The following is a 13182-nucleotide window of genomic DNA, read 5'->3' as shown; positions in this document are numbered from 1 at the left end:
TGAGGGCCGGCCGCGGCCCCCGGTCGGGTGCGCTGACCGAGCAGGCCCGCGCAACCGCTCGTAGGCTCGTGGCATGTCAGACGTGTACGCCGTCCGCCGCGGGCAGCTCCGCGACCGGTGCGCCGCCGTCGGATCCGCGGCCGCTCTGGTCTCCCGCCCCGCCAACGTCCGCTATCTCGCGGGCGGAGCGCCGCCGGGTGCCGTGCTGCTGCTCGGCCCCGGCGAGGACGTGCTGCTCTGCCCCTGCGACCCGGCCGACGATTCCTCCGACGGGCGCACGGACGATCAGCTGCGGGTGTCCGCGCTGCCGGACCGCGACGGCGATCCGGTGGTCGCGGCCGCCGCTCTGGCCGGTTCCTCGGGCGCGGAGTCCCTGGCCGTGGAGGAACACCATCTGACGGTCTCCCGCCACCGGGCCATGGGCTCGGTCGCCCCGCGGCTCCTGCTCGCCGATCTCGGTGCCACCGTCGAGCAGCTCCGGGTCGTCAAGGACGAGGAGGAGATCGCCTGTCTGCGGATCGCCGCCGAGATCACCGACCAGGCCCTGGGCGAACTTCTCGAATCGATCCTCGTCGGCCGCACCGAACGCCATCTCGCCCTGGAACTGGAGCGCCGCCTGGTGGACCACGGCGCCGACGGCCCCGCCTTCGCCACCTCCGTGGCCACCGGGCCGAACTCCGGCCAGGGGCGCCACCGCCCCTCGGACCGACGGGTGGAGGAAGGGGATTTTCTCTCCGTCTGCCTCGGCGCCAACTATCGCGGCTACCGCTGCGAGATCGGCCGCACGTTCGTCATCGGGACGGCGCCCGCCGACTGGCAGATCGAGCTCTACGACCTGGTTTTCGCCGCTCAGCGGGCCGGGCGCGAGGCCCTCGTACCGGGCGCGGCCTACCGCGATGTGGACCGCGCCGCCCGCCACATCCTGGACTCCGCGGGTCACGGCCGGAGCCTCGCACCGTGGACGGGGCACGGGGTGGGGCTCGAAATCGACGAGGACCCGCAGCTGACACCTGCGGCCATGGGTAAACTGGACGCTTGTGTACCGGTCACCGTCGAACCGGGGGTCCACCTCCCGGGCCGGGGCGGAGTCCGGATCGATGACACGCTCGTCGTGCGCCCCGAGGCGGACGGCGGACCCGAGCTACTCACCATTACGACCAAGGAGCTGCTCGCGCTCTAGCGCGCATCCTCGGTCGTTCCACCAGCTTCAGTCCAGGAGATTCCGCAACCGTGGCTTCCACGAACGACCTCAAGAACGGCCTGGTGCTCAAGCTCGACGGAGGCCAGCTCTGGTCCGTCGTCGAGTTCCAGCACGTCAAGCCCGGCAAGGGCCCGGCCTTCGTGCGCACCAAGCTCAAGAACGTGCTGTCCGGCAAGGTCGTCGACAAGACGTTCAACGCCGGCGTGAAGGTCGAAACGGCCACCATCGACCGTCGCGACATGCAGTTCTCGTACATGGACGGCGAGTACTTCGTCTTCATGGACATGGACACGTACGACCAGCTCATGGTCGACCGCAAGGCTGTCGGCAACGCCGCCAACTTCCTGATCGAAGGCTTCACCGCCTCCGTCGCCCAGCACGAGGGCGAGGTGCTCAACGTCGAGCTGCCCGCCGCCGTCGAGCTGACCGTCCAGCACACCGACCCGGGCGTCCAGGGTGACCGCTCCACCGGTGGCACCAAGCCCGCCACGCTGGAGACCGGCTACGAGATCGGCGTCCCGCTCTTCATCACCACGGGTGAGAAGATCAAGGTCGACACCCGCACGGGCGACTACCTCGGCCGGGTGAACAGCTAACCGTGGCTGCCCGGAACAAGGCCCGCAAGCGCGCCTTCCAGATCCTTTTCGAGGCCGACCAGCGCGGTGAGTCCGTGCAGACGGTCCTCGCGGACTGGGTGCGGCACTCGCGGACCGACACCCGTCAGCCGCCGGTCACCGAGTACACGATGGAGCTCGTCGAGGGGTACGCGCAGTACGCGGACCGGATCGACGACCTCATCGTGACCTACGCCGTGGACTGGGAGATCGACCGCATGCCGGTCGTCGACCGGAACATCCTGCGGCTCGGTGCCTACGAGCTGATCTGGGAGGACGGCACCCCGGACGCGGTGGTGATCGACGAGGCGGTCCAGCTCGCCAAGGAGTTCTCCACCGATGACTCCCCGTCCTTCGTGAACGGGCTGCTCGCCCGGTTCAAGGACCTCAAGCCGAACCTTCGCCGGGAGCAGTAGCCTCCTGCGGCGTTCAGCCGCCGAAGGGCCCACGGCCGGATGGCGGTGGGCCCTTCGGCCGTTGGTGCGCCGGCTTGCCGCGCACCCGGTTGCCACAACGAGAACGCCGTGTCGGCGGGACACCCGGGAAGGGCCCGCGCCAACACGGCGGCACGTTTCTGCGAAGGCGGCTCAGCCCTCGTCGTGGGCGACGGCGCGGCGCGCCTCCGCGTCCAGTACACCCCAGCTGATCAGCTGTTCCGTCAGCACGGACGGCGACTGGTCGTAGATGACGGCGAGTGTGCGCAGGTCGTCCTGGCGGATCGAGAGCACCTTGCCGTTGTAGTCACCGCGCTGGCTCTGGATCGTCGCCGCGTAGCGCTGCAGCGGTCCGGCCTTCTCCGGCGGGACATGCGCGAGCCGCTCCAGGTCCAGGACGAGCTTCGGCGGCGGCTCGGCGGCCCCGCCGGGCGTCGTACCGGGCAGGAGCTCCTGCACCGGGACCCCGTAGAAGTCCGCGAGCTCGGCGAGGCGCTGCACGGTCACGGCACGGTCTCCGCGCTCGTACGAACCGACCACGACGGCCTTCCAGCGGCCCTGCGACTTCTCCTCCACGCCGTGGAGGGAGAGGCCCTGCTGGGTGCGGATGGCACGGAGCTTGGCCCCGAGCTGTTTTGCGTATTCGCTGGACATAAGGCTCCCCGGACGCTGGGACATTCTGCGGCTCCGCCGCGCGGCTGGTAACTCACTGTGAGGTTACGCAGCGTTACTTGGCTGCGTCAAGCCGAATGGTCCGGACCGGCACCTTCCGGGGGTGCGACCAAGGCCTGGCACAAGCCCTGGTAACGTTGATGACGCAATTTAGACGTCCTTTAAGGTCCGTCCCGTGAGGCGGAGAAGGAGGTCCGTTTCTTATGGACGCACAGCACGAAGCCACCGGCAACGCGGCACGCCCCGTTCTGGAGGCTCCCGACATCGCCCGGGTACTGACCCGGATCGCCCACGAGATCGTCGAACGCGCCAAGGGCGCCGATGATGTGGTGCTCCTAGGCATCCCGACGCGGGGCGTCTTCCTCGCCCGCCGGCTCGCCGAAAAACTTCAGGAGATCACCGGCCGGAAGATGCCGGTCGGCTCCCTCGACATCACCATGTACCGGGACGACCTGCGGCTGCGCCCGGCGCGCGCCCTGGCCCGCACGGAGATCCCCGGCGAGGGCATCGAGGGCCGCCTGGTCGTCCTCGTCGACGATGTTCTCTTCTCGGGCCGTACGATCCGCGCCGCGCTCGACGCGCTGGGCGACATCGGCAGGCCCCGCGCGGTGCAGCTCGCGGTCCTCGTCGACCGCGGTCACCGTGAACTCCCGATCCGTGCCGACTACGTCGGCAAGAACCTCCCCACGTCGCTGCGGGAGACGGTCAAGGTCCAGCTCGCCGAGGAGGACGGCCGCGACGCCGTGCTGCTCGGTGTCCAGCAGACCGCCCCCACGGGCGCGCAGTAACCGCACTTCACCCGTACGGCGTACCCCGAGCCCGTACGGCGGCTTCCGCGCGCCCGCATGCCTGAACCCTCCAGCCCTCCGGAGAACACCCAGATGAAGCGTCACCTCATCTCGGCCGCCGATCTCACCCGCGACGACGCCGTCCTGATCCTCGACACCGCCGAGGAGATGGCACGGGTCGCGGACCGGCCGATCAAGAAGCTCCCGACCCTGCGCGGCCGTACCGTCGTCAACCTCTTCTTCGAGGACTCGACGCGTACCCGCATCTCCTTCGAGGCCGCGGCCAAGCGCCTCTCCGCCGATGTCATCAACTTCTCCGCGAAGGGCTCGTCCGTTTCCAAGGGCGAGTCGCTCAAGGACACCGCGCTGACCCTGGAGGCGATGGGCGCCGACGCCGTCGTCATCAGGCACGGCGCATCCGGAGCCCCGTACCGCCTCGCCACCTCCGGCTGGATCGACGGCTCCGTCGTCAACGCCGGCGACGGCACCCACGAGCACCCCACCCAGGCCCTCCTGGACGCCTTCACCATGCGCCGCCGCCTCGTCGGGGCCGACAGCGGTCTCGGCCGCGACCTCGAAGGCCGCCGGATCACCATCGTCGGCGACATCCTGCACAGCCGGGTGGCCCGCTCCAACGTCCATCTGCTGACCACGCTCGGCGCCCACGTCACGCTGGTGGCCCCGCCGACCCTCGTCCCCGTCGGCGTCGAACAGTGGCCGTGCGACATCAGCTACGGCCTCGACGAGGTGCTGCCGAAGTCCGACGCGGTGATGATGCTGCGTGTGCAGCGTGAACGGATGAACGCCGCGTACTTCCCGACCGAGCGCGAGTACTCCCGCCGCTACGGCCTGGACGCCGACCGCATGGCGAAGATGCCCGAGGACGCCATCGTCATGCACCCCGGCCCGATGGTCCGCGGTATGGAGATCACCGCCGAGGTCGCCGACTCCGACCGGTGCACGGCCGTCGAGCAGGTCGCCAACGGCGTCTCGATCCGCATGGCCGTCCTGTACCTGCTGCTGGGCGGCTCCGAGCCCGCCGCCCCGGCCCACCCGTCGCCCGCCACCCGTACCGAGGAGAACAAGTAACCATGAGCAAGATCCTTATCCGTGGCGCGAAGATCCTCGGCGGCGAACCCCAGGACGTCCTGATCGACGGCGAGACCATCGCCGCGGTCGGTACCGGCATCGAGGCCGGCGACGCGACTGTCGTCGAGGCGGAGGGCCGGATCCTGCTGCCCGGCCTCGTCGACCTCCACACCCACCTGCGCGAGCCCGGCCGCGAGGACTCCGAGACGGTCCTCACCGGGACGAAGGCGGCGGCCGTCGGCGGCTTCACCGCCGTGCACGCCATGGCGAACACCTTCCCCGTCGCCGACACCGCCGGCGTCGTCGAGCAGGTCTGGCGGCTCGGCAAGGAGTCCGGCTACTGCGACGTGCAGCCGATCGGCGCCGTCACCGTCGGCCTGGAGGGCAAGAAGCTCGCCGAGCTCGGCGCCATGCACGATTCGGCCGCCGGGGTGAAGGTCTTCTCCGACGACGGCAAGTGCGTCGACGACGCGGTGATCATGCGACGCGCGCTGGAGTACGTGAAGGCCTTCGACGGCGTCGTGGCCCAGCACGCCCAGGAGCCCCGCCTCACCGAGGGCGCCCAGATGAACGAGGGCGTCGTCTCCGCGGAACTCGGTCTCGGCGGCTGGCCCGCCGTCGCCGAGGAGTCGATCATCGCCCGCGACGTCCTGCTCGCCGCCCACGTCGGCTCCCGGGTGCACATCTGCCACCTGTCGACCGCCGGTTCCGTCGAGATCATCCGCTGGGCGAAGTCCAAGGGCTGGAACGTCACCGCCGAGGTCACCCCGCACCACCTGCTCCTCACCGACGAGCTCGTACGGTCCTACGACCCGGTCTACAAGGTGAACCCGCCGCTGCGTACCGAGGCCGACGTCATGGCCCTGCGCGAGGCGCTCGCCGACGGCACCATCGACTGCGTCGCCACCGACCACGCCCCGCACCCGCACGAGGACAAGGACTGCGAGTGGGCCGCCGCCGCCATGGGCATGGTGGGCCTGGAGACCGCGCTCTCCGTCGTCCAGCAGACGATGGTCGACACCGGCCTCATCGACTGGGCGGGCGTCGCCGACCGGATGTCGTTCCGTCCGGCCGCCATCGGCCGTCTCGACGGACACGGCCGGCCCGTCTCGGCCGGTGAGCCCGCCAACCTCACCCTGGTCGATCCGGCATACCGTGGTGTCGTGGACCCCGCGGACTTCGCGTCCCGCAGCCGCAACACTCCGTACGAGGGTCGCGAGCTGCCGGGCCGAGTGACCCACACCTTCCTGCGGGGCCGTGCCACGGTCGTCGACGGGAAGCTCGCGTGACATCACTCACCCCCCTGTACCTCCAGCTCGCCGCCGAGCAGAAGTCGGCCGAAGTGACCGACTGGCCCGCGCGGATCAGCTGGGTCGTCGGACTGCTCGTCCTCATCGCCTTCGTCTACTGGCTGATGCGCCAGGGATGGAAGTGGCGGGGCAGTCTCCAGTCCGGTCTGCCGGAACTCGGCACCACCCCGGAGGGGTTCGCCGACGGCGAGAAGCTGCTGACGCTGAGCGGCCGGTACCACGCCTCGACGACCGCCGGGCAGTGGCTCGACCGGATCGTCGCCCACGGCCTCGGTACCCGCAGCCGCGTCGAGCTCACCCTGACCGACCAGGGCCTCGATGTCGTACGCCCCGGAGCGGCCGACTTCTTCGTACCGGCCGCAGCGCTGCGCGAGGCCCGGCTCGACAAGGGCATCGCCGGCAAGGTCCTCCCCGAGGGCGGCCTGCTGATCATCACCTGGGCGCACGGCGACCAGCTGATCGACTCCGGCTTCCGCTCCGACCGCTCGGCCGAGCACCCGGCCTGGGTCGAGGCCATCAACCATCTCACCAGCACTACGGAAGGCACCGCACGATGACGATCTCCACCCGGGGAGCCGCCCAAGCTCCCGCCGTACTCGTCCTGGAGGACGGCCGCGCCTTCCGCGGTCGTGCCTACGGGGCCGTGGGGGAGACCTTCGGCGAGGCGGTGTTCTCCACCGGCATGACCGGCTACCAGGAGACGCTGACCGACCCCTCGTACCACCGCCAGGTCGTCGTGATGACCGCCCCGCACGTCGGCAACACCGGTGTGAACGACGAGGACCCCGAGTCCGGTCGGATCTGGGTCTCCGGCTACGTCGTCCGCGACCCCGCCCGGGTGCCCTCCAACTGGCGCTCGCGGCGCTCGCTCGACGAGGAGCTGGAGCGTCAGGGTGTCGTCGGCATCAGCGGCATCGACACCCGCGCCCTCACCCGCCATCTGCGCGAGCGCGGCGCCATGCGCGTCGGCATCTTCTCCGGCGACGCACTCGCCGACGAGGCCACGCTGCTCGCCCGCGTTCAGCAGGCCCCCGAGATGGTGGGTGCCGACCTCTCCACCGAGGTCGCCACCAAGGAGGCGTACGTCGTCCCCGCGATCGGCACGAAGAAGTTCACCGTCGCCGCGATCGACCTCGGCATCAAGGGCATGACCCCGCACCGGATGGCCGAGCGCGGCATCGAGGTGCACGTGCTGCCCGCCACCGCCACTCTGGAGGAGGTGTACGCGGTCGAGCCCGACGGCGTCTTCTTCTCCAACGGCCCCGGCGACCCGGCCACCGCCGACCACCCCGTCTCCGTGATGCGAGGCGTCCTGGAGCGGAAGACTCCGCTTTTCGGCATCTGCTTCGGCAACCAGATCCTGGGCCGCGCCCTCGGCTTCGGTACGTACAAGCTGAAGTACGGCCACCGCGGCATCAACCAGCCCGTGCAGGACCGTACGACCGGCAAGGTCGAGGTCACCGCGCACAACCACGGCTTCGCCGTCGACGCCCCGCTCGACAAGGTGTCCGACACCGCGTTCGGCCGCGCCGAGGTCTCCCACGTCTGCCTGAACGACCAGGTCGTCGAGGGCCTCCAGCTCCTCGACCAGCCGGCCTTCAGCGTCCAGTACCACCCCGAAGCGGCCGCGGGCCCGCACGATGCCGCGTACCTCTTCGACCGCTTCGTTTCCCTGATGGAGGGCCAGCGTGCCTAAGCGCTCCGATATCCAGTCCGTCCTGGTCATCGGCTCCGGTCCGATCGTCATCGGGCAGGCCGCCGAGTTCGACTACTCCGGCACCCAGGCCTGTCGCGTGCTCAAGGCCGAGGGCCTGCGCGTCATCCTGGTCAACTCCAACCCGGCGACGATCATGACCGACCCGGAGATCGCCGACGCCACGTACGTCGAGCCGATCACCCCCGAGTTCGTCGAGAAGATCATCGCCAAGGAGCGCCCCGACGCGCTCCTGCCCACGCTGGGCGGCCAGACCGCGCTCAACACCGCGATCTCCATGCACGAGAACGGTGTCCTGGAGAAGTACGGCGTCGAGCTCATCGGCGCCAACGTCGAGGCCATCAACAAGGGTGAGGACCGCGACCTCTTCAAGGGCGTCGTCGAGGCCGTCAAGGCGAAGATCGGTTACGGCGAGTCCGCACGCTCCGTCATCTGCCACTCCATGGACGACGTCCTGGCGGGCGTCGAGACGCTCGGCGGCTACCCCGTGGTCGTTCGTCCCTCCTTCACCATGGGCGGCGCCGGCTCCGGCTTCGCGCACGACGAGGACGAGCTGCGCCGCATCGCCGGCCAGGGCCTCACCCTCTCGCCGACCACCGAGGTGCTCCTGGAGGAGTCCATCCTCGGCTGGAAGGAGTACGAGCTGGAGCTGATGCGCGACAAGCACGACAACGTCGTGGTCGTCTGCTCCATCGAGAACTTCGACCCGATGGGCGTCCACACCGGTGACTCGATCACCGTCGCCCCTGCGATGACGCTCACCGACCGCGAGTACCAGCGGCTGCGCGACATCGGCATCGCCATCATCCGCGAGGTCGGCGTCGACACCGGCGGCTGCAACATCCAGTTCGCCATCGACCCGGCCGACGGCCGGGTCATCGTGATCGAGATGAACCCGCGCGTCTCCCGCTCCTCGGCGCTCGCCTCGAAGGCGACCGGTTTCCCGATCGCCAAGATCGCCGCCAAGCTGGCCGTCGGCTACACGCTCGACGAGATCCCGAACGACATCACCGAGAAGACCCCGGCCTCCTTCGAGCCGACCCTCGACTACGTAGTGGTCAAGGCCCCGCGCTTCGCCTTCGAGAAGTTCCCCTCCGCCGACTCCGGCCTCACCACCACCATGAAGTCGGTGGGCGAGGCCATGGCGATCGGCCGGAACTTCACCGAGGCGCTCCAGAAGGCGCTGCGCTCCCTGGAGAAGAAGGGCTCGCAGTTCTCCTTCACGGGTGAGCCCGGCGACAAGGCCGAGCTGCTGGCCGAGGCGGTCCGCCCGACCGACGGCCGGATCAACACCGTCATGCAGGCGATCCGGGCCGGCGCCACCCAGGAGGAGGTCTTCGACGCCACGAAGATCGACCCCTGGTTCGTCGACCAGCTCTTCCTGATCAGGGAGATCGCCGACGGGCTGGCCGCCGCCGAGGAGCTCGGCCCCGAGCTGCTCGCCGAGGCCAAGCGGCACGGCTTCTCCGACGCCCAGATCGCCGACATCCGCGGCCTGCGCGAGGACGTCGTCCGCGAGGTGCGGCACGCCCTCGGTATCCGCCCGGTCTACAAGACGGTCGACACCTGCGCCGCCGAGTTCGCCGCGAAGACGCCGTACTTCTACTCCAGTTACGACGAGGAGTCCGAGGTCGCGGCCCGCACCAAGCCCGCGGTGCTCATCCTCGGTTCCGGCCCCAACCGCATCGGTCAGGGCATCGAGTTCGACTACTCCTGCGTCCACGCCTCCTTCGCGCTGAGCGACGCGGGCTACGAGACCGTGATGGTCAACTGCAACCCGGAGACCGTCTCCACCGACTACGACACCTCCGACCGCCTGTACTTCGAGCCGCTGACGCTGGAAGACGTCCTGGAGATCGTGCACGCCGAGACCCTCGCGGGCCCGGTCGCCGGTGTCATCGTTCAGCTCGGCGGTCAGACCCCGCTGGGTCTGTCGCAGGCGCTCAAGGACAACGGCGTGCCGGTCGTCGGTACGTCCCCGGAGGCCATCCACGCCGCCGAGGACCGCGGCGCCTTCGGCCGCGTCCTGGCCGAGGCCGGGCTGCCGGCCCCGAAGCACGGCACCGCCACCACGTTCGCCGAGGCCAAGGCCATCGCGGACGAGATCGGCTACCCGGTCCTCGTACGCCCGTCGTACGTGCTCGGCGGCCGCGGCATGGAGATCGTGTACGACGAGACGCGGCTCTCCTCGTACATCGCCGAGTCCACCGAGATCAGCCCCACCCGGCCGGTCCTGGTCGACCGCTTCCTCGACGACGCGATCGAGATCGACGTCGACGCACTCTACGACGGCACCGAGCTCTACCTCGGCGGCGTCATGGAGCACATCGAGGAGGCCGGCATCCACTCCGGTGACTCCGCCTGCGCCCTGCCCCCGATCACCCTCGGCGGTTACGACATCAAGCGGCTGCGCGCCTCCACCGAGGGCATCGCCAAGGGCGTCGGCGTCCGCGGGCTGATCAACATCCAGTTCGCGCTCTCCGGCGACATCCTGTACGTCCTGGAGGCCAACCCGCGCGCGTCGCGCACCGTCCCCTTCACCTCGAAGGCGACCGCGGTCCCGCTCGCCAAGGCCGCGGCCCGGATCTCGCTGGGCGCGACCATCGCCGAGCTGCGCGCGGAGGGCCTGCTCCCGGCGAACGGCGACGGCGGCACCCTGCCGCTCGACGCGCCGATCTCCGTCAAGGAGGCCGTCCTGCCGTGGTCGCGCTTCCGCGACATCCACGGCCGCGGCGTCGACACCGTCCTCGGCCCGGAGATGCGCTCCACCGGTGAGGTCATGGGTATCGACGCGGTCTTCGGCACGGCGTACGCCAAGTCGCAGGCCGGGGCGTACGGCCCGCTGCCGACGAAGGGCCGCGCGTTCATCTCGGTCGCCAACCGCGACAAGCGCTCGATGATCTTCCCGGCACGCGAACTCGTCGCCCACGGCTTCGAGCTGCTCGCCACCTCCGGCACCGCCGAGGTCCTCAAGCGCAACGGCATCAACGCCACGGTCGTGCGCAAGCAGTCCGAGGGCGTGGGCCCGCAGGGCGAGCGGACCATCGTCCAGCTGATCCACGACGGCGAGGTCGACCTGATCGTCAACACGCCGTACGGCACGGGCGGCCGCCTCGACGGCTACGAGATCCGTACCGCGGCCGTGGCCCGGTCCGTGCCCTGCCTGACCACGGTCCAGGCGCTCGCAGCCGCCGTCCAGGGCATCGACGCGCTCACCCACGGAGACGTCGGCGTCCGCTCCCTCCAGGAACACGCGGAGCGTCTGACCGCGGCCCGCGACTAGCAGCCGAGAGGGGGACACCGGAAACGGTGTCCCCCTCTCCGTGAGGACACCGAGGACACCCCCGATGTACAAATTCTTCTTCCAGCTGGTCTTCAAGCGGATGGACCCGGAGCAGGCGCACCACCTGGCCTTCGGCTGGATCCGCCTCGCGGCCCGCATCCCCGTGCTGCGCACCTTCGTCGCCGCCGTGCTCGCCCCCCGCCACAAGGAGCTGCGCACCGAGGCGCTCGGCCTGCGGATGCACGGCCCCTTCGGCCTCGCCGCGGGATTCGACAAGAACGCCGTCGCGATCGACGGCATGTCGATGCTCGGCTTCGACCACATCGAGATCGGTACGGTCACCGGCGAGCCGCAGCCCGGCAACCCCAGGAAGCGCCTCTTCCGTCTCGTCGCGGACCGCGCGCTGATCAACCGCATGGGCTTCAACAACGAGGGCTCGGCCGCCGTGGCCGAGCGGCTGGCCGCCCGCAGGCCGGTCTTCAGGACCACGGTCGGCGTCAACATCGGCAAGACGAAGCTGGTGCCGGAGGCCGAAGCGGTCGGCGACTACGTGAAGTCCACCGAGCGGCTCGCCCGCCACGCCGACTACCTCGTCGTGAACGTCTCCTCGCCCAACACGCCCGGCCTGCGCAACCTCCAGGCCACCGAGGCGCTCCGCCCCCTGCTCAGCGCCGTGCGCGAAGCGGCCGACCGGACCGTCACCGAGCGGCGGGTCCCGCTGCTCGTCAAGATCGCCCCGGACCTCGCGGACGAGGACGTCGACGCGGTCGCCGATCTCGCGGTCGAGCTGGGACTGGACGGCATCATCGCCACCAACACCACCATCGCCAGGGACGGCCTCGGCCTGAAGTCCTCGCCGTCCCTCGTCGCGGAGACCGGCGGACTCTCCGGCGCGCCCCTCAAGGCACGCTCCCTGGAGGTCCTGGGCCGCCTGTACGCGCGGGTGGGCGACCGGATCACCCTGGTCGGCGTCGGCGGCATCGAGAACGCCGAGGACGCCTGGCAGCGCATCCTCGCCGGCGCCACGCTCGTCCAGGGCTACAGCGCCTTCATCTACGAGGGCCCGTGCTATGCCCGGGCGATCCACAAGGGCCTGGCCGCACGCCTGGCCGCATCCCCGTACGCCACCCTCGCCGAAGCCGTCGGCGCGGAGACCAGGAAGGCCACCGCATGATCCCGGAACCGTTCGGCGCACGTCTGCGCCACGCCATGGACACCCGCGGGCCGCTCTGCGTCGGCATCGATCCGCATGCCTCGCTCCTCACCGCGTGGGGCCTGCACGACGACGTCACGGGCCTGGAGCGGTTCACCCGTACCGTCGTCGAGGCACTGGCCGACAGGGTCGCCGTGCTCAAGCCGCAGTCCGCGTTCTTCGAGCGCTTCGGCTCGCGCGGCATCGCGGTCCTGGAGAAGGTTGTCGAGGAGGCGCGCGCGGCCGGCGCGCTCGTCCTGATGGACGCCAAGCGCGGCGACATCGGCTCCACCATGGGCGCCTACGCGGCAACCTACCTGGACAAGGACTCGCCGCTGTTCTCCGACGCGGTCACCCTCTCGCCGTACCTCGGCTTCGGTTCGCTGCGCCCGGCGCTCGACGCGGCCGTCCTCTCCGGCTCGGGCGTCTTCGTGCTCGCCTTGACGTCCAACCCCGAAGGGGCACAGGTGCAGCGCGCCACGGCCGCCGACGGGCGTTCGCTGGCCCAGCTCATGCTCGACCACATGGCCGCCGAGAACGAGGGGGTGACCCCGCTCGGTTCCGTCGGCGCGGTGGTCGGCGCCACGCTCGGGGACGCGGGTGTGAATCTCGCCATCAACGGCCCGCTGCTCGCGCCCGGGATCGGGGCCCAGGGCGCGACGCCCGCCGATCTGCCCGGTGTGTTCGGCGACGCGGTGCGCAATGTGGTGCCCAGCGTGAGCCGCGGCGTGCTGAGCCGGGGACCGGACGTGACGGGGCTGCGGGCGGCGGCGGATCGGCTCACGGACGAGGTCCGGACGGCCGTCGCACGTGCATGACCATGCCACGTATCAGGTTGTTGACTGAATCCTGACCAAAAAACTCGGTTGTTATGCACGAAATGTC

General features: G+C 70.2%; 12 protein-coding genes. 11 read left to right on the top strand and 1 reads right to left on the bottom strand.

The genetic code is table 11. The features are described from left to right. Window positions 1-73 precede the first annotated feature (73 nt). The 3 genes from OG936_RS04195 to nusB are packed head-to-tail and all read left to right on the top strand — an operon-like array spanning window position 74 to window position 2231. Complete coding sequence (locus OG936_RS04195) at window positions 74-1180, top strand: aminopeptidase P family protein (protein ID WP_406492645.1); 1107 nt, start codon at window positions 74-76, stop codon at window positions 1178-1180. 50 nt (window positions 1181-1230) lie between these two features. Next, window positions 1231-1797 carry an elongation factor P gene (gene efp / locus OG936_RS04190; RefSeq protein ID WP_406492643.1) on the top strand — a complete coding sequence of 189 codons (567 nt, stop codon included), beginning with the start codon at window positions 1231-1233 and terminating at the stop codon, window positions 1795-1797. 2 nt (window positions 1798-1799) lie between these two features. Continuing rightward, entirely contained in the window at window positions 1800-2231 is a 432-nt protein-coding gene (nusB, locus tag OG936_RS04185) for a transcription antitermination factor NusB (protein ID WP_266745094.1), read from the top strand. Window positions 2232-2402: 171 nt separating this feature from the next. On the opposite strand, the gene bldD is transcribed toward nusB, so the two are convergent. Next, the gene (gene bldD / locus OG936_RS04180) at window positions 2403-2903 is read right to left on the bottom strand and encodes a transcriptional regulator BldD (protein WP_266745093.1); all 501 of its coding nucleotides are present in this window, start codon (window positions 2901-2903) and stop codon (window positions 2403-2405) included. Between the two features lie 221 nt (window positions 2904-3124). Here bldD and pyrR point away from each other — a divergent pair, with 221 nt between their 5' ends. The 8 genes from pyrR (at window position 3125) to pyrF (ending at window position 13115) form a co-directional block, all read left to right on the top strand. Next, window positions 3125-3709 (top strand): bifunctional pyr operon transcriptional regulator/uracil phosphoribosyltransferase PyrR, encoded by a 585-nt coding sequence (pyrR, locus tag OG936_RS04175; RefSeq protein ID WP_406492641.1) that lies wholly within the window; start codon window positions 3125-3127, stop codon window positions 3707-3709. 93 nt (window positions 3710-3802) lie between these two features. Beyond that, the gene (locus tag OG936_RS04170) at window positions 3803-4798 is read left to right on the top strand and encodes an aspartate carbamoyltransferase catalytic subunit (RefSeq protein WP_406492639.1); all 996 of its coding nucleotides are present in this window, start codon (window positions 3803-3805) and stop codon (window positions 4796-4798) included. A gap of 2 nt (window positions 4799-4800) precedes the next feature. After that, complete coding sequence (locus tag OG936_RS04165; protein ID WP_406492637.1) at window positions 4801-6087, top strand: dihydroorotase; 1287 nt, start codon at window positions 4801-4803, stop codon at window positions 6085-6087. After that, window positions 6084-6665, top strand: a complete 582-nt coding sequence (locus OG936_RS04160; protein WP_406492635.1) for a hypothetical protein — start codon at window positions 6084-6086, stop codon at window positions 6663-6665. Before OG936_RS04165 ends, OG936_RS04160 begins: the two co-directional genes overlap by 4 nt. Further along, window positions 6662-7804, top strand: coding sequence for a glutamine-hydrolyzing carbamoyl-phosphate synthase small subunit (gene carA, locus OG936_RS04155; RefSeq protein ID WP_406492633.1), 1143 nt, complete (start codon window positions 6662-6664; stop codon window positions 7802-7804). The genes OG936_RS04160 and carA overlap by 4 nt, the downstream gene beginning before the upstream one ends. Further along, complete coding sequence (carB, locus tag OG936_RS04150; RefSeq protein ID WP_406492631.1) at window positions 7797-11105, top strand: carbamoyl-phosphate synthase large subunit; 3309 nt, start codon at window positions 7797-7799, stop codon at window positions 11103-11105. Before carA ends, carB begins: the two co-directional genes overlap by 8 nt. 64 nt (window positions 11106-11169) lie before the next feature. Further along, on the top strand, window positions 11170-12279 hold the full coding sequence (locus OG936_RS04145; protein ID WP_406492630.1) for a quinone-dependent dihydroorotate dehydrogenase: 1110 nt from the start codon (window positions 11170-11172) through the stop codon (window positions 12277-12279). After that, entirely contained in the window at window positions 12276-13115 is an 840-nt protein-coding gene (pyrF, locus tag OG936_RS04140) for an orotidine-5'-phosphate decarboxylase (protein ID WP_406492628.1), read from the top strand. Before OG936_RS04145 ends, pyrF begins: the two co-directional genes overlap by 4 nt. Window positions 13116-13182 lie beyond the last annotated feature (67 nt).

The sequence above is a fragment of the Streptomyces sp. NBC_00846 genome (assembly GCF_045207325.1).
GTDB lineage: Bacteria > Actinomycetota > Actinomycetes > Streptomycetales > Streptomycetaceae > Streptomyces.
The sequence above is the reverse complement of the archived record's forward strand: the minus strand, read 5'-3'. Positions and strand labels throughout refer to the sequence as shown.